Source organism: Nocardia spumae (assembly GCF_020733635.1).
Classification (GTDB): Bacteria; Actinomycetota; Actinomycetes; order Mycobacteriales; family Mycobacteriaceae; genus Nocardia; species Nocardia spumae.
In genome coordinates this window covers 3,815,839-3,837,711 of the sequence record NZ_JAJFZL010000001.1, presented here as the reverse complement: position 1 = coordinate 3,837,711, position 21,873 = coordinate 3,815,839, and the positions used below count along the sequence as shown (strand labels likewise).

Sequence of the window (21,873 nt, the reverse complement as noted above, 5' to 3'; positions counted from 1 at the left end):
CGTGGCGGCGCTGTGCCCGGTGTTGTCGGTGGGCGCGGTGATACACACCGGGCCGCACCGGCGCCATCGCTAGCAGGCTGTTCGCTGGATAGGTGGGAAATTTGGGCCCGATGACGGCAGGATGACCGTATGCGTGCACTGATTCAACTCCGCCCCTCCGCCGATCTGATTGCCGCAGTTGCCGATCCGAGCGTCTCGGTGGCCGCCTCCGATGTCGCCGGGGAGCTTCCCGGCTTCGATCTCGACCATTCGTATGCGCCGCTGTCGATTCCCGAGGCGAGTACCGCCCAGGGAGTTGTCGCCGCGGACACCGTGGTGGTCCGTGGTGAGATCGCCGATGCCGAACTCGACGCCACCGTGGCCCAGCTGACCCGAAGTGGTTCCGTCACAGGTGTTTTCGCCGATCCGAGAATCGAGACCACGCTCACCTGCGGTGGCGATCCGGCCGTGGGTACCGCCGCCGATGTGGCGAATCTGCTGCACGCCGGTGATCTGGCGAGCGCCGGCATGGACGGTCGCGCGGTCGCGCTCGCGATCGTCGACACCGGTATCAACGTCGCGCGGGTTCAGCAAGTGCGCGGCGGTCAGGTGACCATCGATGCCAAGCGCAGCTGGAATCCGCCGCGGGTGTCCGGTGCCCCGGGCCAGTTCCCGGTCGCACACGGATCGATGTGCGCTTTCGACGTCCTGCTGGGCGCACCGCAGGCCACACTGCTCGATATCCCGGTGCTGCAGAGCAAAACTCAGGGCGGCAGCCAGATGGACGGATTGCTGTCGGACGCGCTGGCCGCCTACGCGCATCTGCGCACCGTGCTCACCGATCAGCCCGAGGCCACCCGCGCGCTGGTGGTCAGCAACAGTTGGGGTGCGTTCTCGCCGGATTGGGATTTCCCGGTGGGGCAACCCGGTAACTACTCCGACAACCCGTCGCATCCGTTCAATCTGATCGTCGGCTCGCTGGAGGCCGCCGGCGCCGACATTCTGTTCGCCGCGGGCAATTGCGGCCGCGATTGCCCGGATTCGCGCTGCGCCTACAAGGATCATCCGATCGGCGGCGCCAACTCGCATCCCAGCGTGCTGAGTATCGGCGGCGTGGACACCAAGGGGCAGCGGGTCGGCTACTCCTCGCAGGGGCCGGGCCGGCTGGCCGATCGCAAACCCGATATCTGCAGCTACACGCATTTCCTCGGCTCGAAGGTGTTCGGCGCCAACGACCCCGACAGCGGGACGTCGGCGGCCTGCCCGGTCGCGGCGGGGCTCGTCGCCGCGATCCGCACCGTGTATCCGGCGAGCAAGGTGTCCCCCGCGCAGCTGCGCGGGGTACTACAGCGAACGGCGACGGCGCAGCCCGGTGGCTACAACTACGACTACGGCTACGGTGTCGTCGACGCCGCCGCGGTCCTCGCGGAGCTGAAGAACACCGAAGTCCGCGCGTAGCGTGGAACCATGCCGCTGCTGACCATCCGGCTGCGCGCCGATGCCACGCTGGCCGCGGCGCGCAGTCAGTTGCATCTCGCCGACGACGAGGTCGATCACGATTTCGGCCTCGTCGCGGTGGATCCGGCACAGGATCTCTACGCCCTGCGGGTGACCGATACTGCCGCCGATCGGATCGCGGCCGCCGCCTCCGGCACCGCGGAGGTCTTCGCCGACCCGCGCATCACTCCCGCGGCGGATTCCGGATCGGCACCTCCCGACGACGCCGTGGGCGGCCCGCTCCGCTGATCAGCTCACCGGAGCCGCCGCGGATCCAATCGAATCCCCGCGCCGATCCCGTCTCGCCGACGCGATGGCCGCCGGCCGAAGCGGATTTCACCCGGAACGTGTGACGAGTAGTGGGACCGCCACTGGTTACCGTGCGGGCAACGGGCTCGTCCGGCGGCGGCGGGCCGCGACCGATCCCGGCAGGAGGGCACAGTGGCGGCACGCTGGGTGTTCGAATCCTTCGCGGGATATCGCCCGCAATGGCTGCGTGCCGATGTCGTCGCCGGGCTGACGGTCTGGGCGGTACTGGTGCCCGAGGCGCTGGCCTACGCTTCGATCGCCGGAGTGCCGCCGGTGGTCGGGCTCTACGCGGCGGTGCCGGCGCTGGTTCTCTACGCGCTCGCGGGTAGTTCCCGGCATCTGGTGGTGGGGCCGATGTCGGCCACCGCCGCCTTGTCGGCGGCGATCGTGACGCCGCTGGCCGGCGCCGACGGTGGCCGCTACATCGGATTGTCGGTGGCCCTGGCGATCGTGACGGGGGTGGCGGGGTTGATAGCCGGGGTGATCCGGCTGGGATTCGTCGCGGCGTTCATTTCCGAACCGGTGCTCAAGGGATTCATCATCGGCCTGGCGCTGACCATCATCATCGGCCAGGTGCCCAAACTGTTCGGCATCGACAAACACGAGGGCGATTTCTTCGAGCAGGCGTGGGGCGTGCTGAGTCACCTGGGCGACACCCAGTGGCGCACACTGGTCGTCGGTGTGCTGAGCCTGGCGATCGTGCTGGTGGTCAAGCGCTGGCTGCCACTGGTGCCGGGGTCGCTGCTGGCGGTGCTGGTCGGCATCGTGGCGGTGGCGGTATTCGATCTGGACGACAAGGGGGTCGCGATCGTCGGCCACATCGATTCCGGGCTCCCGGTGCTCGGGTTGCCCGCTGGCGTGGATTTCTCCGATTACATCGATCTGCTCGGACCCGCGGTCGGAGTGCTGCTGATCGGCTTCGCCGAGGGGCTGGGCGCGGCGAAAACCTATGCGGCCAAGGCGGGTTACCAGGTCGACGCCAACCGTGAACTCCTGGGTTTGGGCGCCGCCAATGTCGGCGCGGGGCTGGCCTCGGGGATGGTGGTCAACGGAAGTCTGTCCAAGACGGCGGTCAACGGCTCGGCGGGTGCCAAATCGCAGGCCAGCGGTTTGGTGGTCGCGGTGCTGACCGTACTGACCCTGCTGTTCCTGACGGGGCTGTTCGAGAAGCTGCCGGAGGCGACCCTGGCGGGTGTGGTGATCGCGGCGGTGATCGAGCTGGTCGACGTCGCCGCGCTGCGCCGGTTGTATCGAGTCTGGACCGAGCGGCTGGGCGGCATCTACGGCAAAGCGGCCCGGGCCGATTTCGCCGCGGCGATGGCCGCGATGCTGGGCGTGCTGTTCTTCGATACGCTTCCGGGCCTGCTGATCGGGATCGGCATCTCCATGCTGTTGCTGGTGTATCGCACCTCGCGGCCGCATGTGGCACAGGTGGTCCGGTCCGGCACCCTGTGGCTGGACGTGGACCGGCATCCGGATCTGCGGCAGCGTCCGGATCTGGTGGTGGTGCGGGTGGAGTCGGGCTTGTTCTTCGTCAACGCGGATTACGTGCGCGAGCGCATCGAGCGGTTGTGCACCGATCGCACCCGGTTGGTGGTGCTCGACGCCGAGACCTCGCCGAGTATCGATGTGACGGCCGCGGCGATGCTGGCGGATCTGCGAAACGAGTTGGGCCGCAGGAGAATCGACTTCCGCATCGCTCGCTCGATCGGTCAGTTCGGGGACGAGCTGGGAACCGCGGAGCGGGGGGCGACACCGGTGGGGTTGTACCCAACCGTCACCGCGGCGGTGGCGGATCTGCCCGACAACGGTGCCGCGGCGGAGGACGGGACCTCGAACGAGGGCGGTAGCGGGGGAGCGCAGACATCGTGAGCCGCTGCCCAGAAGTTACTGTAACTCGAAGTTACACCTACATTGTCCCACCCGAGTATGTGATGCGTTCACTATACCGATTGCCGGAACCGGCCGAAACTCGGGTGGCTCACGCCGACCGGAGCCCGGTCGTTCCCGGGCCGGACACCATCGAGTGATTGTTGTAGCCGGCGATCGACTCGGTCAGCGCCACACCGGCGCGGCGGGCCCGTCCGAGGCGAGAGCTCGTCGATGATCGCGTGCAGCGTCGCGATCCACTCCGGATGGAAGCGATTTTCGGTGTCACGCTCACCTCGGTCGCCGAGATGCGCAATGAATACGGACCCGTCCCGGCGCAGATCAGGCACGCCGGGCAATGGAGCCGTTGCGGCGCCGGATCGGGGTCGACACTCCGGGATGGCGCCGAGTGCGTCGTAGCATCGATCCGATCGATGACGTTCGAAAGGGGTGTCGAGCCGTGCGACAGGCGGCCGGCGCCGTGCGAGGTGGGCGAGGACTCCGGCTCGAAAGCGGCCGTGGCCATCGGTCCACCGGGTAGCGTGTCGCCCCGCAACACCGCTACCGGAACAACTCTGGTGTGTCGCGAGTGCCGATGGTTCATCATTTCGAAAGGGATTGTATGCCAAGGGATTTGACGCAGTTGCAGTTGCTCACCGAACTGGAGCCGGTGGTCGCCACGACCCTGGACCGGCACCTCGCCACGGCGAAGGAGTGGAACCCGCACGACTATGTGCCGTGGGATGAGGGGCGCAACTTCGCCGCGATGGGCGGGGTCGACTGGGAGCCCGAACAGTCCCGCTTGTCCGAAGTGGCGAAGGTCGCCATGATCACGAACCTGCTCACCGAGGACAATCTGCCGTCCTATCATCGGACCATCTCCGAGAACTTCTCCAGCGATGGCGCCTGGGGCACCTGGGTCGGCCGCTGGACGGCCGAGGAGAACCGCCACGCCATCGCGATGCGCGACTATCTCGTCGTCACGCGCGGGGTGGATCCGGTGGCCCTGGAACACGACCGGATGGTGCACATGACCCGCGGCGTCCACGCACCCGATGATTTCGGTGGCGTCCTCGACCAGGTCGCCTACGTGACGTTCCAGGAACTGGCGACCCGCATCAGCCATCGCTCCACCGGCCGGGTCTGCGGTGACCCGATCGCCGACAAGATGCTCGCGCGGATCGCGGCCGACGAGAACCTGCACATGATCTTCTATCGGACACTCACCGCGGCGGCATTCGATCTGGCGCCTGATCAGACGATGGAGTCGGTCACCACGGTGGTCCGGAATTTCGCCATGCCGGGAACCGGGATGCCGAACTGGCGGCGCAACGGTGTGCTGATGGTCAAGCACGGGATCTACGATCTGCGCCAGCATCTCGACGAGGTACTCAATCCGGTGCTGCGGACCTGGAATGTCTTCGACCGCAACGATTTCACCGCGCGTGGTGAGCGGGCTCGCGAGGAACTCGCCGAGTATCTCGAGAAGCTGGGCCGCGATGTCGTCCGTTTCGAGGAGCAGCGCGCGCGCATCCTGGCCCGCGAGGCCGCCAAGGCCGAAGGCCGGGACCCGGTCGAGGTGTAGCCGGCGCGATCGGAGGAGGGGTGTGCGGGCGGCCGGGTCGCGGCGGTCCGCACACACCACTGAACCGTGGCGCGCGTCACATCCTGGCATGTCATATTTCGGCCGCGCGCGGTGTCTTGGGGGCATGAGCGAACAGCACACACACCACAGGGTCCTCGTCATCGGCGGCGGCTACGCCGGAACGGTCGCGGCCAACCACCTGCGAATGCGACCGGATATCGACATCGCGGTGGTCAACCCCCGTCCGCATTTCGTGGACAGGGTCCGGCTGCATCAGCTCGTCGCGGGCACCGGGGAGGCGACCCTCGACTACGGCACTCTGCTCGGCGAGGGCATCCGGCTGATCGTCGATACGGCCTCCCGGATCGATACCGCGGCCCGCACCGTGCGGCTCGAATCGGGCCGCGTACTCGATTACGACCATGTCGTCTACGCGGTCGGCAGCACCGCCGCGATACCGTCGGTGCCGGGGGCGGCCGAATTCGCTGTCGCCCTCGCCGAATTCGAGAACGCCCGGACAATCCGCTCCCGCTTGGAAGAGCTTTCCCCCGATGCGCCGATCACCGTGGTCGGCGGGGGGCCGACCGGTATCGAGACCGCCGCGGAACTGACCGAACAGGGACGGTCGGTGACCTTGGTCTGCGGCTCGACGCTGATGCCGTCGCTGAGTCCGGCGGGCCGTCGCTATGTCGCGAAATGGCTTTCGCGGCACAATGTCACGGTGCTCGAGGGCGATGTGGTGACCGAGGTCCGGCCGGATGCGGTGGTCCTCGGCGGGGGTGCGGTGTGTCCCAGCGCGCTCACCATCTGGACGACCGGTTTCGGCGTGCCGAGGTTGGCGGCGGCGAGCGGATTGCGCACCGATGCCGTGGGCCGGCTGCTGACCGACGAGACCCTGACCAGTATCGACGACAGCCGAGTCGTCGCGACCGGCGACGCCGCGGCGCCGTCGGGGCAGCCGTTGCGGATGTGCTCACAGGCCGCGGGCGCACTCGGGGCACAGGCCGCCGACACCGTGCTGAGCCGGATCGCGGGGACCCAGCCCGCGGTGATCGATCAGGCCCTCGTCGGAACATGTGTCAGTCTCGGCCGTCGTGCCGGTATCCGGCAGCTCGCCCGCAAGGACGACACCGCCGTCAACCTCTACATCGGCGGCCGCATGGGTGCCAGGATCAAGGAGATGACCTGCACGTTCGGTGTGGGGAAGATCCGCAGGGAGGCCCGCAAACCCGGTTCGATGTTCTGGCCGAAGGGCGGCCCGCGGCCCGCGCAGGCGGCGCCCGCATCGGCGGGCGCACCCTCGTGACGGCCGACGAGCATGCCGCGCGGTTCACGCTGCTGCGGCCGCTGCTGTTCACCATCGTCTACGAAATCCTCGGCTCGGCAACCGAATCCGACGATGTGCTGCAGGAGAGCTACCTGCGGTGGTCGACGGTCGACCTGACGACCGTGCGCGACACCAGGTCCTATCTGGCGCGGCTGGTGACGCGCCAGGCGCTCAACACCCTGCGGGCCGGAGCTCGCCGCCGTGAGGACTACATCGGCCCCTGGCTGCCGGAGCCGCTGCTGATCGACGAGCAGGACGCATCGGCGGATATGGTGCTGGCCGAATCGGTGTCGATGGCGATGCTCGTCGTGCTGGAAACCCTCGGCCCCGACGAACGCGTGGTGTTCGTCCTGCGCGAGGTGTTCGGATTCGACTACGACGAGATCGCCGCGGCCGTCGGCAAATCGGTGACGACGGTGCGGCAGGTGGCGCACCGTGCCCGCGGGCACGTACAGGCGCGGCGCCGGCGCTTCGAACCGGTCGACGCCGGCGCGATCACGCGGATCACCGAACAGTTCATGGCGGCGACGACCACCGGCGATGTGGACGGCCTGCTCTCGATGCTGGCGCCGGACGCCATGTTCATCGCCGACAGCGGCGGCAAGGCCCTCGCCGCGCGCCGGCCGGTGGTCGGCGCCGAGCGGGTAGCCCGGTACCTGCTGGATCTGTTCCGCAAGTCGACGCCGGACCTGCGGATCGAGATGGTCAACTGCAACCATGCGCCGGCCCTGGCGGTCTATCGCGAGGGCCGTCCGGCCGGGGTCTACCTGATCGAGATCGCGGATGGGAAGATCGCCACCCTCTACGCCATCCGCAATCCCGACAAACTGCTCACCGTGGCGGTGCCGCGGCGAATCAGCCGTTAGGTGAGCGCCGCGCTACTGGACCGCTCGATCCGCGGGAAGGGATGTTCGGCCTCGAGCAGATACGCCAGTTCGATCAGTGTGCGTTCATCTCCGTACGCGCCGGACAGCTGCACACCGACCGGCAGTCCGTCGTCGGTGCGGCCCATCGGCAGCGAGACCGCCGGGGTACCGGCGATGTTGTTCAGTGGCGTATAGGCCACGTAGTTGGTGAGCCGGTCGATCAACTCGGGGAACGGCACGGTCGGCGCGATGAAGCCGAGTTTCGGAGCCGAGTGCGAAAGTACCGGCGAGACAACGACTTCGTGCCGTGCGAACATACGCGCATAGGTGTCGGGGATGCGGCGCAGCCGGCGCAGCGCACCCGGGGTGCGCTGCCAGGTGCGGCGGTGATGGGCGCGCAGGCCCTGGGTCAGGCCGTCGGTGGCGGCGGCCCGGAAGGATCGGTCGAGGATGAGTTTGCCGGTGCTGACCGCGAGTTCGGCCAGCAACGCCCAGTACTGGACGAAGTCGGTGGCGAACTGCCCGGTCACCGGTAGCGCGATCGGCTCGACGATATGCCCGGCCTGCTCCAGTAGCGCCGCGGTGCGCTCGACCGCGGCGCGGGTGGGGTCGTCGACCCGGGCGCCGGTCACGCTGTCCATCACCAGTCCCACCCGCAGGCGGCGGCGGGCGGGCCCGCACACGTCGCCGATGGGCGCGAGTTTCGGGTTGCGCCAATAGTTCTCGGCCGCGGCGACGAAGGCGGCTGTGTCGCGGACGGTGCGGGTGAGCACGCCCTCGGAGATCATGTGAATCGGCACGTGGGCGACTTGTTCACCATCGATGTGGCGGCCGCGACTCGGTTTGAGTCCGACGAGCCCGCCGCAGGCGGCCGGGATGCGGATCGACCCACCACCGTCGTTGGCATGGGCGATCGGGACGACACCCGCCGCGACGAGTGCAGCCGATCCGCCCGAGGACGCGCCGATCGAATGATCCGGATTCCACGGGTTTCGCGTCGGCGGTTCGGTCATGAACTCGGTGGTGGCGTTGAAACCGAACTCCGGCAGGCGGGATTTGCCGATGAGGGTGAGGCCGGTGCCGAGAAACTGTGCGGTGTAGGCGCCGTCCTTGCCGGCGGGCCGGGCGCGGAAGGCCTCGCTGCCGTGGTTGGTCGGCATGCCCGCGACATCGGTGTTGTCCTTGATGAACGTCGGTACGCCGTGGAGGGCGGCCTCGGACCGGGCGCCGTAGCGGGGAGCGTCGAAAGCCGGGTGCGCGACCGCGTGCAACCGGGCGTCGACCAGGCGGGCCCGGTCGATAGCGGCGGCGGCGAGTTCCCGGGGACTCACCGCGCCGTCGCGAACCAGTTCGGCGAGGGCGACCGCATCGTGCTCGCCGAGTGCGTCGTCGCGGAAGGCGTGGATGGACGTCATGCCGGTCAAGACTAGAAGAACTTACAGACTTTGCCCAGAGCGATTCTGTAAGAGTTTCCAGATCTGCTCTAGGGTGGTCGGCGTGACCACGCGCCGCCACCGTCCGAGCGCCATGGCTCGGCGCGAAGCCCTGCTGAAGGCCGCCGTCGAAGTGGCCGCTGCCGTCGGCGCCTCCGGGGTGACCCATCGCGCGGTGACCGAGCAGGCCGGTCTGCCACTGACCACCGTCGGCTATTTCTTCGACTCGATCGACGCGCTCACCGAGGAAGCGTTGCGCGTGCACACCGAAGCCGATGCCGATGCCCAGGTCGCCCTCGCGGAGACCCTCGCCATGGCGCGGAGCACGCCCGACGAGGTCGCGGCGGCCCTGGCCGCCACCGCCGCGCCGCGCACTCCGGAAACGCTCGCCCTGTTCGAGGCGTACCTGCACGCCGCGCGTCATCCGGAGTTCGGCGATGCCGCCGCCCGCGCTCTGACCGCCGCCCGGCGGGTGGCCGCCGCGGGTGTGCGGGCGGCAGGCGGGCCCGAACCCGACACCGCGGCACCGGCTTTCACCGCGTTGGCGCACGGGCTGGCGCTCCACGAACTGGCCGTGCCGGGCGCACTGCCGGCCGAGTCCGTGCACGCGGCCTTCCGGGCACTGTTCCTGGGATTTCTGCTAGACAACGGGCATGTCGAACTCGCTCTCGCCCTACGGCAGCAGCCGCACGGGGACGAGATCGGCACCGGGTAGGCCACTGCGGGGTGCCGGCGGCCGCGATTGCGCTTCCGCGGGACGGTCCGCCGCACCGTATCGCCCGGTCTTCGGTCAGTCGGCGAGTCGGGCGGCGCGGGCAATGAGGTCCTCGGCTACCGGCCGGGACCGCCTGCCGAGTCCACACGGAGCGGCGACGCCGTCGACGGGTGCGCCCAGCGCGGCCTCGATATCGGCCAGCGTCGCCTGTTGCTGCGCGACCGTGGGCGCATCGTGCACCAGACCCGGGTAGAACCGGGTGCCCACCGGCAGCGACAGATCGGCCAGCCGCCGGTAGAACCGGGCGCCGGTCGGCGGTGCGTGGTCGCCCGCGGCGAACGGTGCGTGCACGTACTCCAGCGTTCGGTTCTCGGGCCAGTGCCGGACCAGCGAATTGGCCAGTTCCACGACCGGCCGGGCGTGTGCGGCGGCGGCTGCTTTGTTGCGCAGACTCCCCAGGCACAGATGGACGCCGATCCGGGTGCCCGCGGGCGTCGCGGCGGCCAGCTCGGCGATACCGGCGCCGAGGCGCAACGCCCGTTCCACCGAGCGGCTCAGCGGGCCGCCGCGGGCGGTGAGCACGAGTTCGGCGGTGGCCTCCAACTGGATGACGACATCGTCGCCGGCCAGCTCGCGAATCGCGGCCACATCCCGCACCGTCGCCTCCAGAAACGCCTGCCGACGCGATATCGCGCCCTTCGGTCCCAGCGCGATGGCCGCGAGCGTGAGAGCGGTGGGCATCCCGAGTTGGAGCGCCAGATCGGGCCGGTCGTACTCCGCTCGCAACCGCTCGAAGATCGGCCAGGCCTCCTCGGCCTCGCGCAGATAGCCGAGATCGATGTCGTCACCACGGAATTCGACACCGCGCGGGACCCGGTAGACCGTCCGGTCGATGAGCGAGCGCCACTGACCCGGGCGTACGACCTCCAGCTTTCCCTGCGTCACCAGATCGTCCAGAATGGGCACGACATAGAGTTCGTAGCGCCGAGTTTCACCGGTCGGCAGGGTCCGGAGCCGACCAGCGCTACCGTCCAGCATCGCGCGCATAGCGGTTTCCGTGCCGTCGGCGGGGAAGCTGCCGACGAAATGCACTGCACGAGAACTCATTCCATCATGGTAAGCGCGGCGGGCGCGGTCCGGGGCGCGCCGGTTAGCCGCGCTCGCCGGGCCGGTGGGTCCGTACCGTCGCCCGCCGACGGCGACTTTTCCGGGAGTCCGAGATCTGCCCGCTCCGACCCGGCAGCTCGGTGATCTGCGGTTCGCCCTCCGCGGCGAGCGGCCGCAGACGACGCTCCCGGCAGAGTTCAGCGAATTCCGAGTAAACCGATCAGCCGCCCGGTGCGCGAGTAATGTTGATCACTACGTGGCGATCGACGATCCCGGCTGACGGAGGAATCGAGATATCGCATGCACGAGTTGGCGATCGCCGAGGCGATCATCGGCGGAATAGAGCGCAACGCGGCGGGACGGCGAGTTCACAGCGTGACCGTCGCGGTGGGGGATCTGTGCGCGGTCGTCCCCGATGCGCTGCGATTCTGCTTCGACCTGGCCGCCGAGGGCACGGTGGCCGAGGGCGCGCGGCTGTCGATCGAGCCGGTACCGGGCCGGGCGCGCTGCCGACGCTGCGGCGCCGATTTCACCCTGCGCGACCCGATCCTGCTGTGTGGATGCGGCAGCGCCGACGTCGAACTCGTCGCGGGCCGCGAACTGCGAATCCGTTCGATGGAGGTGAGTGATCCATGTGCGCAACCTGCGGATGCGGAGACGACACTGCCGTGATCACCGTCCCGCACGACCACGACCACGACCACGACCACGAAGTCGGCCATGTGCACGACCACGGGCCGGGCGGTCACAGCCACGCCGGCGGCGATGAACATATCCACCTTCCGGTGACCGAGACCGTCACCCTCGAGGAGAAGGTGCTGGCCAAGAACGATGAACTGGCACAGCGAAATCGGCAGTGGCTGGCCGCGCAGAACATCGTGGCGCTCAATATGACCAGCTCGCCCGGGGCGGGGAAGACCACCCTGCTGGAGCGGACCGTGCGCGATTGCGCCGATATCCCGATCGCGGTGATAGAGGGTGATCAGGAGACCCTGCTCGACGCGGACCGGATCCGGGCCACCGGTTGCCGGGTGGTGCAGATCAATACCGGCGCGGGATGCCACCTGGACGCGCAGATGGTGCGGCAGGCGCTCGATACGCTGGATCCGCCCGCGGGATCGGTCGTCTTCATCGAGAACGTCGGAAATCTGGTGTGCCCGGCTCTGTTCGATCTCGGTGAGCGGGCCAAAGTGGTCATCGTCTCTGTTACCGAGGGAACCGACAAACCGCTGAAGTATCCGCACATGTTCGCCGCGGCGGGCCTGGTTCTGATCAACAAGGTGGATCTGCTGCCCTATGTCGATTTCGATCTGGATCGGTGCTCGGAGTACGCGCGTTCGGTCAATCCCGATGTGACGATCCTGCCGGTCTCGGCCGCGACGGGAACAGGAATGTCGGACTGGTACCGGTGGCTGCGCGAGCAGTACCGATCGAATGAAGCGTCAACAGCTGTTGTCGCAACAAACCGACCGGCCTAAACTGATGTGGTCTGTATCACAGATCGTGACGGCTTCGAGCCGGATCGGCCAGCCCCCGCCCGGTTCGGGAAGGCGGCAAACTCATGCCCACGAAGGAAGCAGTTCGGGCCGAGGAAACGCTGATACACGTCTTGTGGATCAACGCCGGCCTCAGTTGTGACGGCGATTCGGTGGCGCTGACTGCCGCCACCCAGCCCAGTGTCGAAGAAATCGCACTGGGCGCCCTGCCCGGTCTACCCAAGATCGCCGTACATTGGCCGCTCATCGATTTCGAGTGCGGCCCGACCGGGGGAGCCGACGACTTCCTCGAATGGTTCTTCAAGGCCGATCGCGGCGAACTCGAGCCGTTCGTCCTGGTCGTCGAAGGATCGATACCGAACGAGAAGTTGCACACCGAGGGATACTGGTGCGGATTCGGCAACAACCCGGACACCGATCAGCCGATGACCACCAGTGAATGGCTGGACCGGCTGGCGCCGAAAGCGACCGCGGTCGTCGCGGTGGGCACCTGCGCCACCTACGGCGGTATCCACGCGATGGCCGGTAATCCGACCGGGGCGATGGGAGTCCCGGACTATCTGGGCTGGGACTGGAAATCCAAGGCCGACATTCCCATCGTCTGCGTTCCCGGATGCCCGATCCAGCCGGACAATCTGTCGGAAACGCTGACCTATCTGCTCTACATGGCGACCGGTCAGGCGCCGATGATCCCGCTCGACGAGGTCCTGCGTCCCAAATGGCTCTTCGGCGCGACCGTGCACGAGGGCTGCGATCGCGCGGGCTATTACGAGCAGGGTGACTTCGCCGACGAATACGGTTCACCCAAATGCATCGTGAAACTGGGCTGCTGGGGTCCGGTGGTGAAATGCAATGTGCCCAAACGCGGTTGGATCAACGGCGTGGGTGGGTGCCCGAATGTGGGCGGTATCTGCATCGGATGCACCATGCCGGGATTCCCGGACAAATTCATGCCGTTCATGGACGAGCCGCCCGGGGGAAAGCTGTCCTCGACGGCGTCGGGACTGTACGGCTCGGTGATTCGCAGCCTGCGCCACATCACCGGCCGCACCGTGGACAAGGAGCCGCACTGGCGGCACAAGAGCGCGACATTGGATACGGGCGCGACACGCACCTGGTAGGAGGGTCGCTCGATGACACAGATCATCCCGGAGCCGTCACACAAGAAGATCGACCCGGATTCGCTCGTCGAAATGGCGTGGGACCCGATCACCCGGATCGTCGGCAGCCTCGGCATATACACCAAGATCGACTTCGAGAATCGCGAAGTGGTCGAATGTCACAGCACGTCGTCCATCTTCCGCGGCTACTCGATATTCATGCGCGGCAAGGATCCGCGCGACGCGCATTTCATCACCAGCCGGATCTGCGGCATCTGCGGTGACAACCACGCCACCTGCTCGTGCTACACGCAGAACATGGCCTACGGGGTCAAGCCACCCCATCTGGGCGAGTGGCTGGTGAATCTCGGCGAAGCCGCGGAATACATGTTCGACCACAACATCTTCCAGGAGAATCTGGTCGGCGTGGATTTCTGCGAGAAGATGGTGTCGGAGACCAATCCGGGCGTCCTGGCGCAGGCGGAGAAGACCTCCGCACCGCACGCCGACGCGCACGGCTATCGCACCATTGCCGACATCATGCGCGCGCTCAACCCGTTCACCGGCGAGTTCTACCGCGAGGCCCTGCAGGTGAGCCGGTACACCCGCGAGATGTTCTGCCTGATGGAAGGGCGCCACGTCCATCCGTCGACGCTGTATCCCGGCGGGATCGGCACGGTCGCGACAGTGCAGCTGATGACCGATTACACCAGCCGGCTGATGCGCTATGTGGAATTCATGAAGAAGGTCGTGCCGATGCACGACGATCTGTTCGATTTCTTCTACGAGGCCGTTCCCGGCTACGAGAAGGTCGGCCTGCGCCGGACCCTGCTCGGCTGCTGGGGTTCCTTCCAGGATCCCGAGGTCTGCAATTTCGACTACAAGGATATGGAGCAGTGGGGTCGCGCGATGTTCGTGACGCCCGGCGTCGTGGTCGATGGGAAACTCCTGACTACCTCGCTGGTGGATATCAATCTCGGCATCCGAATCCTGCTGGGCAGTTCGTATTACGAGGACTGGACCGATCAGGAGATGTTCGTCACCCAGGATCCGCTGGGCAATCCGGTGGATCGACGCCATCCCTGGAATCAGCACACCAACCCGAAACCGCAGAAGCGGGATATGGACGACAAGTACAGCTGGGTGATGTCACCGCGCTGGTTCGACGGCGAGAACCATCTGGCGCTCGATACCGGCGGCGGTCCGCTGGCCCGATTGTGGTCCACGGCCCTGGCCGGACTCGTCGATATCGGCTACGTGAAGGCGACCGGGCACAGTGTGCAGATCAATCTGCCCAAGACCGCCCTGAAACCGCCGGTGGAGCTGGAATGGAAAATTCCCGTTCACGGCAGCAACACCATCGAGCGGGATCGCGCGCGCACCTACTTCCAGGCCTATGCCGCGGCCTGTGCCCTGCATTTCGCCGAACAGGCGCTCGCCGAGATCCGGGCCGGTCGCACGAAGACCTGGGAGAAGTTCGAGGTGCCCGACAGCGGAATCGGCTGCGGATTCACCGAAGCGGTGCGCGGCGTGCTGTCGCACCACATGGTGATCCGCGACGGGAAGATCGCCAACTACCACCCCTATCCACCGACCCCGTGGAACGCGAATCCGCGCGACAGCTTCGGCACGCCGGGCCCGTACGAGGACGCGGTGCAGGGGCAGCCGATCTTCGAGGAGAACGATCGCGAACATTTCAAGGGCATCGACATCATGCGCACGGTGCGCAGTTTCGATCCGTGCCTGCCGTGCGGCGTGCACATGTACCTCGGTAAGGGCAAAACCCTCGAGACGGTGCATTCACCGACCCAGACGTTGACCGCCGAATAGGCAACGGGCCCGCCCGACCGGCGGGCCCGGAACGCGAAGAGGAGGCGGTAGACGCGGTGCCCGAACACTCCGAGACCGGCCACATCGCGGTGGACCAACAGCGGTGGCGTGGCGCGGGCGAACGAATAGACACCTTGCTCGATGCCATGTCCACCGGTGGCGCGGCAGCACGCGACCGTGCCGAACAACTTGTCGGAGAGGTCGTCGATCTCTACGGTGCCGGTCTCGGCCGGATCATCGAACAGCTCGACCGCGATACCGTGCGGCGCCTGCTCGACGACGATCTGATCGCCAGTCTGCTGCTGGTCCACGGCCTGCACCCCGACGATGTGGACACGCGGGTGGCGACCGCACTGGATTCGGTGCGGCCGTATCTGGGATCGCACGGCGGCGATGTGCGATTACTCGATGTCACCGGCGCCGTGGTGCACTTGGAGCTCACCGGCAGTTGCCGCGGCTGCCCCTCCTCCGCGGTGACCCTGGAGCTGGCGGTGGAGGATGCGGTGCGCGCCGCGGCGCCCGAGATCGACGCCATCGAGGTCGTCACGGCCCGGACCGATGACCACGGCGCGGTGATCGCACCAGATTCGCTGTTCGCACATGTTCGTTCGGCCGGAAGCTGGGTCGCGGTACCCGAACTGGACGCTCTCGCCGCGGGTGAGGTGGGCGGATTCGAGGTGGCCGGATCTGCCGTGCTGGCCTGCCGGGTCGGCGACGAGATCTACGTCTACCGCGATCACTGTCCGGCGTGCGCGCGATCACTGTCCGGCGCGGTCCTGCATCGGGGAGCCGGCCGAGCCGAGCCGGTGCTGCGGTGCCCGGCGTGCCGCGCCCATTACGACGTCGTGCATGCCGGAGCGCGCCTCGACGGTGAAGGGCATCTCGAACCGCTGCCCGTGCTCGTTCGTGACGGGCAACTGTCGGTCGCCGTGCCGGTGGGGGTGAGCGGATGACCGGGACCGCCCGCACACTGCGCCGCCTGGCGGCGGATCGCCCGCCGCCCGCGCCGCCCGGCGAGCGGTGTGAGATGTGCGCGGAATCCATCGCCGAGCAGCATCAGCATGTCGTCGACGTCGAGGCCCGGCAATTGATGTGCGTCTGCCGGGGCTGCTATCTCCTGTTCACCGATCAGCGGGCCGCGCTGCGCTACCGCGCGGTGCCGCAACGCTATACGGCGTTTCCGGATTTCACCATGAGCCAGGCGGAATGGGACGGTCTCGAGTTCCCGGTCGGCCTGGTTTTCCTGTTCCGCAGTTCGGCGGTGGGACGGATGGTCGCGTTCTACCCGGGTCCGGCCGGGGCCATCGAATCGGAACTGCCGCTGGAGAACTGGCGGTCCATCCTGGATCGGCACCCTGCCCTGGACACCCTCGCCGAGGATGTGGAGGCGCTGCTGCTGCGCGTCCCCGATCGGGATGGCGCCGGGGCGAGCTGTCTGCTCCTGCCGATCGACGCGTGCTACGAGTTCGTGGGCCGAATCCGGCTGCTGTGGCGCGGTTTCGACGGTGGAAGTGAGGTACGCGACTACATCGAGGAATTCTTCGCCGCGGTATCGGCGCGCGCGGGGATGGCGAGCGGAGCCGGCGGATGAGCCCCGCGTACTCCACGACCTTCGCCGTCCTCGACATCCGGCCCGAGCCGTATGCGGTGACCCCGATTCTGTCCGCGCGGATCGGCATCGCGTCGGTCGGCGACGAACCGGTGCACGCGATCGCCCTGCGGGCGCAGGTTCGCATCGAACCGCACCGCCGCGGCTACTCCGACGAGGAGGCCGCGGGCCTGCTGGATCTGTTCGGCCCGCGTGAGAGGTGGGCCGACACCCAGCGATCGTTTCTGTGGATGCATTGCGCGACCACGATTCCCGGATTCACCGGTGGCGCCGAAGTGGATCTGCCGATGTCGTGCACCTACGACTTCGAGGTCGCCGGTTCGAAGTATCTGCACGCCCTGCGCGACGGCACGGTGCCGCTGGTATTCCTGTTCAGTGGCACCGTATTCATCCGCGGCAGTCACGGTTTCGCGATCCAGCAGATCCCGTGGGACCGCGACGACACCTACCGGATGCCGGTGTCGGTGTGGCGGGATCTGATGGGCGCGCATTTTCCCCATATGGGCTGGGTGCGACTGAACCAGGAGACCCTGACGGCGTTGGCGGCCTTCAAATCGGGACACGGCCTGCTCGGCTTCGACGAGGCCGTCGACCGCCTGCTCGCGGCCGCCGAGGAGCGGTCGTGACCGCGGCACAGGATGCCGGCCGGGCCCGCGCCCGGGCGGTCGCCGACGCCGTGCTGTACGAGGGCTACCTGCTCTATCCGTATCGCGCCGATGCCGCGAAGAACCGATCGCGCTGGCAGTTCGGGGTATTGGGCCCCGAGGGAGCCGCCGCGGCGGGAACCGGTGAGGACTCGTGTCTGCGGGGGCAGGTGCTGATCACCCCCGACGCCGGTGCCGTGCTCCGGATCGCGGTTCGTTTCCTGCAGCTGCAACATCGCGGACTACGCGACGGCGCCGGAGCGGAAATCGACGAACTCACGATCGGGCCGCAATCGTTCCGGGCCTGGGACGAAGCCGTCGAACAGGAGATTTCGATCGGCCCGGCGGCGCCCGGGGCGACCACTGTGCCGTTCCGCATTCCAGCGGCCACCGAGACCGAACCCCTGGGCTCGTCCGCGACGGTGGTGCGCGTCCGCGCCGCAGTGAGCGGCGAGGTCGAACTGGGCCTCGACGAGGCCGGCGGATATCGGCGCCTGACCGTGACGGTACGCAACACCGGAGCGCCGGCCACCGATGCCCGCGATGCCATCACCCGCTCGCTGATCGGCGCCCATGTGATCGCGGAGATCGCCGGCGCGCAATTCGTGTCGCTGCTCGAACCGCCCGCGCGGGCCGAGCGCGCCGTCGAACAGTGCGCCCACCACCGGTGTTTCCCGGTCCTGGCCGGACCACCCGGCGATCACAGCCTGATGCTGTTCTCGCCGATCATCCTCTACGACCACCCGCAGATCGCGGAGCAGAGCCGGGAGCCGCTCTACGATTCGACCGAAATCGACGAGATCCTGTCCCTGCGTGTGATGACCATGACCGATGCGGAGAAGGCCGCCGCCCGCGCCACCGATGCCCGCGCCGCCCGCATCGTGGACCGATGCGACGCCATGACCGCCGAGGATCTCGCCCGGCTGCACGGCGTACTGCGCGACCCGCACGCCGAGGCGCCGCATCCGATTCCGGAGATCCCGTTCGGGATGAACTGGTGGGATCCCGAGGCCGACGGCGCGGTCAGCCCGGACTCCGATGCCGTGGCCATCGCCGGAACCCTGGTGCGCAAGGGCAGCCGGGTGCGGCTGCGCCCGACCCGGCGCGCCGACATCCACGACATGTTCTTCGACGGCCGCGAAGCCCGCGTCACCTCGGTGCACGCCGATGTCGACGGCCGCACCCACGTGGGCGTCGTCATCACCGATGATCCCGGCGCCGATCTGCACGAATCGTACGGGCGCTACCTGTATTTCGATCCCGATGAGCTCGAACCGCTCGACGGACCGGACAACTGAACAGCGAAATCCGCGACAGCACAGCGGGAAAGGAGAGACCTCTCATGGAGATTGTGGGAATGGTTGCGTTGGCGGTCGTCGCCGTGGCAGTGGCGGTAGCGGCGGTCGTCGGCCTGCGCTCGATCCCGGATATGCGCCGCTATCTGCGAATCCGGCGGATGTGAACGTCGGGGACACGACACGGCCCGGCGATCCGCGATGACCGGGCGCGTACTCGTCGCGGGAATCGGCAACATCTTTCTCGGCGACGACGGCTTCGGCCCCGAGGTGGTGCGGCGGATGCCGCCGGGCCCCGATCCGCGCGTGCGCATCGTCGACTACGGCATCCGCGGTATGCATCTGGCCTACGACCTGCTCGAGCCCTGGGACGCCTTGGTCCTGGTCGACGCGCTGCCGGACCGGGGACAACCGGGCCGGCTGGAGATCCTGCGCGCCGAGCCGGACCCGGACCACCCGGCCGCGCTGGACGCGCACGGGATGGACCCGGCGGCGGTGTTCGCCGGTGTGCGGGCGTTGGGGGCGACACCACCGCCGACGGTGGTCGTCGGCTGTCAGGTGGCCTCGACCGCGGAGGAGATCGGCCTGTCGGAGCCCGTCGCCGCGGCGGTGGCACCGGCGGTGGACGCGGTCGGCCGGGTCGTCGCCGGATTGCTGGTACAGCGGACGGAGGTCTGAACATGTGTCTGGGAATTCCCGGCCGAGTCGTCGAAATCCTGGACGGCTACGGCGGCCAGCTCGCCCTCGTCGACGTCGCCGGTGAGAAACGAAAGGTGAATATCGGCCTGCTGGAGGAGGATCCGGTGCAGTCGGGGGACTGGGTGATCATCCACATGGGTCTGGCCGTCGAACGCACCGACGAGGCCGGCGCCACCCAGGCGATGGCGGGCCTGCGATTGCTGGGCCGAGGCGAGGGGCCGTGAACGGCGACCGTGGCCGGTGCCGGCTGCTGGTGCGCGGTGTCGTGCAGGGCGTCGGGTTCCGGCCGTTCGTCTACACCACCGCGGCCGAGCTGGCGCTCACCGGCAGCGTCGCCAACGACAGTGCCGGGGTCACCATCGATGTGGAGGGCACGCCCGCGGCCCTGACCGAATTCGCCGACCGCCTGCGCCTGCGTCCTCCGCCGCTGGCGGTGATCGAATCCGTCGAACGCGTCGAACTACCACCGCGCGGCGGCACCGGATTCCGCATCGCCGACACCACCCGCGGCACGGGACGCACCTTCGCCTCCCCGGATGTGGCGGTATGCGCCGATTGCGTCCGGGAACTGCGTGATCCGGCCGACCGGCGGTATCGGCACCCGTTCGTCAACTGCACCAACTGCGGGCCGCGATTCACCATCATCGCCGCCCTGCCCTACGACCGCGCGCAGACCTCGATGGCCGATTTCGAGATGTGTGATCGGTGCGCCCGCGAATACCGAGATCCGGCCGACCGGCGCTTCCACGCGCAGCCGATCGCCTGCCCGGACTGTGGCCCGACCCTGCGCTACGCCGGTCCGGGCTCCGGCGATCCGCTGTCGGACGCGCGAAAGCTGTTGCGCGCGGGCGGGATTCTCGCGATCAAGGGGATCGGCGGCTATCACCTGGCCTGCGACGGCGCTGACGAGATCGCGGTCGCGCGATTGCGCCGCCGCAAGCGGCGCGGAGACAAACCGTTCGCCGTGATGGTCCCGGATCTGGCCACCGCGCGCGCGATCGCGCGCGTCGACACCGCGGCAGCGGCACTGCTGAGCGGACCGCAGCGGCCCATCGTGCTGTTGCCGCGCGGACAGCGCGCGGTGGCCGCCGCCGTCGCCCCCGGCAATCCCGATCTCGGTGTGCTGCTGGCCTACACCCCGCTGCATCTGCTGCTGTTCGGATTGCCGGGTGACCCGCCCGGCCCGGCCACCCTGGTGATGACATCGGCGAACCTGGGCGGCGAGCCGATCTGCTACGAGGACGACGACGCGGCCCGGCGCCTGGCCGACCTGGCCGACGGCAGGCTCTGGCACGACCGCCGAATCCTGGTGCCCTGCGACGATTCGGTGGTCCGCCTCGTCGACGGCGCCGAACTGCCGATCCGGCGCTCGCGCGGCTACGCGCCGCTGCCGCTTGCGATGCCGGTCGCCGCCGCGGCCACGGTCGCCGTCGGCGCCGATGTGAAGAACACCTGCGCCGTCGCCGACGGTGCGTACGCGTGGCTGAGCCAGCACATCGGAGATATGGACGATGTGGCGACCCTGCGCGCCTTCGACGCCGCCGAACACCACCTCGAGCAACTGACCGGGGTGCGGCCGGTCCGGCTGGCCGCCGACGCGCATCCGGGATACCGGTCGACGGCGTGGGCGCACCGCAATGCGGCCGGACGGCCGGTGCGCACGGTTCAGCACCACCACGCGCATATCGCGGCGGTAATGGGAGAGCACGGCCTGCCCGATACCGCCACCGTCACCGGAATCGCCTTCGACGGCACCGGATTCGGGCCCGACGGCGCGATCTGGGGCGGTGAGGTGCTCGAGGCCGGCTACAAGGGGTTCCGGCGGCTCGCGCATCTGAAGTACGTTCCGCTGGCCGGTGGCGACACCAGCGTGCGACGGCCCTACCGGATGGCGCTGGCACATCTGCACGCCGCCGGAATCGGCTGGCCGGAATCGATCCCGTCGGTGGCGGCCTGCCCGGAGATCGAGCGCGGGGTGCTGCGCCACCAATTCGAGACCGGACTCGGATGCGCCGCGACCTCCAGTATGGGCAGGCTGTTCGACGCCGTCGCCTCGCTGGCGGGAGTGCGGCAGGTGGTGGACTTCGAGGCGCAGGCCGCCATCGAGCTGGAGGGGCTGTCCCGTGGCGCCGACCCCGGCGACCGGGTCTACCACTTCGAGATCACCGACAGCCCCGGTGCGGCCGAAGCGGCGACGGTGATCGATCCCGGGGGTGTGCTGGCCGCGGTGGTCTCCGATGTCACCGCCGGCCTCGATGCGGCCGTGGTCGGCGCTCGGTTCCACCGGGCGGTGGCGAATCTGATCCTCGAACTGGCCCGTCGCTTCGCCGGTCCGGACACCACGGTGGCGCTGTCGGGCGGTGTCTTCCAGAACGCGTTGTTGCTCTCGGCGGCGCGCACGTTGCTGCGAGACAACGGCTTCCACGTCATCACCCATCACCGGCTGCCGCCCAACGACGGCGGCCTGGCATTCGGGCAGCTGCTGGCTGCCGGGGCGGAATGAAAGGAGAATT

Annotated in this window: 21 protein-coding genes; 19 read left to right on the top strand and 2 right to left on the bottom strand. The window is 68.2% G+C overall.

The window, feature by feature from the left end; all coding sequences use genetic code 11:
• Nucleotides 1–129: 129 nt before the first annotated feature.
• The 6 genes from LKD76_RS17150 (at nucleotide 130) to sigJ (ending at nucleotide 7,432) form a co-directional block, all read left to right on the top strand.
• Nucleotides 130–1,437 (top strand): S8 family serine peptidase, encoded by a 1,308-nt coding sequence (locus tag LKD76_RS17150; RefSeq protein ID WP_227982335.1) that lies wholly within the window; start codon nucleotides 130–132, stop codon nucleotides 1,435–1,437.
• Between the two features lie 9 nt (nucleotides 1,438–1,446).
• Nucleotides 1,447–1,725: a hypothetical protein gene (locus LKD76_RS17145; RefSeq protein WP_227982334.1), complete on the top strand. Its 279-nt coding sequence runs from the start codon at nucleotides 1,447–1,449 to the stop codon at nucleotides 1,723–1,725.
• 192 nt (nucleotides 1,726–1,917) lie between these two features.
• Nucleotides 1,918–3,657: a SulP family inorganic anion transporter gene (locus LKD76_RS17140; protein WP_227982333.1), complete on the top strand. Its 1,740-nt coding sequence runs from the start codon at nucleotides 1,918–1,920 to the stop codon at nucleotides 3,655–3,657.
• 619 nt (nucleotides 3,658–4,276) lie between these two features.
• Nucleotides 4,277–5,239, top strand: a complete 963-nt coding sequence (locus LKD76_RS17135) for an acyl-ACP desaturase (protein WP_227982332.1) — start codon at nucleotides 4,277–4,279, stop codon at nucleotides 5,237–5,239.
• Between the two features lie 124 nt (nucleotides 5,240–5,363).
• Entirely contained in the window at nucleotides 5,364–6,545 is a 1,182-nt protein-coding gene (locus LKD76_RS17130; protein ID WP_227982331.1) for an NAD(P)/FAD-dependent oxidoreductase, read from the top strand.
• Nucleotides 6,542–7,432, top strand: a complete 891-nt coding sequence (gene sigJ, locus LKD76_RS17125; protein ID WP_227982330.1) for an RNA polymerase sigma factor SigJ — start codon at nucleotides 6,542–6,544, stop codon at nucleotides 7,430–7,432. Before LKD76_RS17130 ends, sigJ begins: the two co-directional genes overlap by 4 nt.
• Here the strand turns inward: sigJ and LKD76_RS17120 are convergent.
• Nucleotides 7,429–8,847, bottom strand: coding sequence for an amidase (locus tag LKD76_RS17120; RefSeq protein ID WP_227982329.1), 1,419 nt, complete (start codon nucleotides 8,845–8,847; stop codon nucleotides 7,429–7,431). The genes sigJ and LKD76_RS17120 overlap by 4 nt on opposite strands.
• Before the next feature lie 82 nt (nucleotides 8,848–8,929).
• Between LKD76_RS17120 and LKD76_RS32175 the strand changes: the two genes are divergently transcribed.
• Nucleotides 8,930–9,580 carry a TetR/AcrR family transcriptional regulator gene (locus LKD76_RS32175; RefSeq protein WP_227982328.1) on the top strand — a complete coding sequence of 217 codons (651 nt, stop codon included), beginning with the start codon at nucleotides 8,930–8,932 and terminating at the stop codon, nucleotides 9,578–9,580.
• Nucleotides 9,581–9,655: 75 nt separating this feature from the next.
• Here LKD76_RS32175 and LKD76_RS17110 read toward each other — a convergent pair whose 3' ends face one another.
• Nucleotides 9,656–10,687, bottom strand: coding sequence for a hypothetical protein (locus LKD76_RS17110; RefSeq protein ID WP_227982327.1), 1,032 nt, complete (start codon nucleotides 10,685–10,687; stop codon nucleotides 9,656–9,658).
• Nucleotides 10,688–10,987: 300 nt separating this feature from the next.
• On the opposite strand from LKD76_RS17110, the gene LKD76_RS17105 reads away from it, so the two are divergent.
• The 12 genes from LKD76_RS17105 (at nucleotide 10,988) to hypF (ending at nucleotide 21,863) form a co-directional block, all read left to right on the top strand.
• Nucleotides 10,988–11,359, top strand: a complete 372-nt coding sequence (locus LKD76_RS17105) for a hydrogenase maturation nickel metallochaperone HypA/HybF (RefSeq protein ID WP_227982326.1) — start codon at nucleotides 10,988–10,990, stop codon at nucleotides 11,357–11,359.
• On the top strand, nucleotides 11,320–12,165 hold the full coding sequence (gene hypB, locus LKD76_RS17100) for a hydrogenase nickel incorporation protein HypB (protein ID WP_227982325.1): 846 nt from the start codon (nucleotides 11,320–11,322) through the stop codon (nucleotides 12,163–12,165). The genes LKD76_RS17105 and hypB overlap by 40 nt, the downstream gene beginning before the upstream one ends.
• A gap of 83 nt (nucleotides 12,166–12,248) precedes the next feature.
• Entirely contained in the window at nucleotides 12,249–13,304 is a 1,056-nt protein-coding gene (locus tag LKD76_RS17095; RefSeq protein ID WP_227982324.1) for an NADH-quinone oxidoreductase subunit B family protein, read from the top strand.
• Between the two features lie 12 nt (nucleotides 13,305–13,316).
• Entirely contained in the window at nucleotides 13,317–15,113 is a 1,797-nt protein-coding gene (locus LKD76_RS17090; protein ID WP_227982323.1) for a nickel-dependent hydrogenase large subunit, read from the top strand.
• A 56-nt stretch (nucleotides 15,114–15,169) separates the two neighbouring features.
• Complete coding sequence (locus LKD76_RS17085) at nucleotides 15,170–16,066, top strand: NifU family protein (RefSeq protein ID WP_504828448.1); 897 nt, start codon at nucleotides 15,170–15,172, stop codon at nucleotides 16,064–16,066.
• Entirely contained in the window at nucleotides 16,063–16,704 is a 642-nt protein-coding gene (locus tag LKD76_RS17080; protein ID WP_227982322.1) for a DUF5947 family protein, read from the top strand. Before LKD76_RS17085 ends, LKD76_RS17080 begins: the two co-directional genes overlap by 4 nt.
• A complete protein-coding gene (locus LKD76_RS17075; RefSeq protein ID WP_227982321.1) occupies nucleotides 16,701–17,348 on the top strand; it encodes a DUF6084 family protein in 648 nt (215 codons plus the stop codon). The genes LKD76_RS17080 and LKD76_RS17075 overlap by 4 nt, the downstream gene beginning before the upstream one ends.
• The gene (locus tag LKD76_RS17070) at nucleotides 17,345–18,664 is read left to right on the top strand and encodes a hypothetical protein (RefSeq protein WP_227982320.1); all 1,320 of its coding nucleotides are present in this window, start codon (nucleotides 17,345–17,347) and stop codon (nucleotides 18,662–18,664) included. Before LKD76_RS17075 ends, LKD76_RS17070 begins: the two co-directional genes overlap by 4 nt.
• Before the next feature lie 44 nt (nucleotides 18,665–18,708).
• On the top strand, nucleotides 18,709–18,828 hold the full coding sequence (locus LKD76_RS32360; protein WP_372465832.1) for a DUF6893 family small protein: 120 nt from the start codon (nucleotides 18,709–18,711) through the stop codon (nucleotides 18,826–18,828).
• A gap of 34 nt (nucleotides 18,829–18,862) precedes the next feature.
• Nucleotides 18,863–19,339, top strand: a complete 477-nt coding sequence (locus LKD76_RS17065; RefSeq protein WP_227982319.1) for a hydrogenase maturation protease — start codon at nucleotides 18,863–18,865, stop codon at nucleotides 19,337–19,339.
• 2 nt (nucleotides 19,340–19,341) lie between these two features.
• Nucleotides 19,342–19,584: a HypC/HybG/HupF family hydrogenase formation chaperone gene (locus tag LKD76_RS17060; RefSeq protein WP_227982318.1), complete on the top strand. Its 243-nt coding sequence runs from the start codon at nucleotides 19,342–19,344 to the stop codon at nucleotides 19,582–19,584.
• The gene (gene hypF, locus LKD76_RS17055) at nucleotides 19,581–21,863 is read left to right on the top strand and encodes a carbamoyltransferase HypF (protein ID WP_227982317.1); all 2,283 of its coding nucleotides are present in this window, start codon (nucleotides 19,581–19,583) and stop codon (nucleotides 21,861–21,863) included. Before LKD76_RS17060 ends, hypF begins: the two co-directional genes overlap by 4 nt.
• The last annotated feature ends 10 nt before the right edge of the window (nucleotides 21,864–21,873 follow it).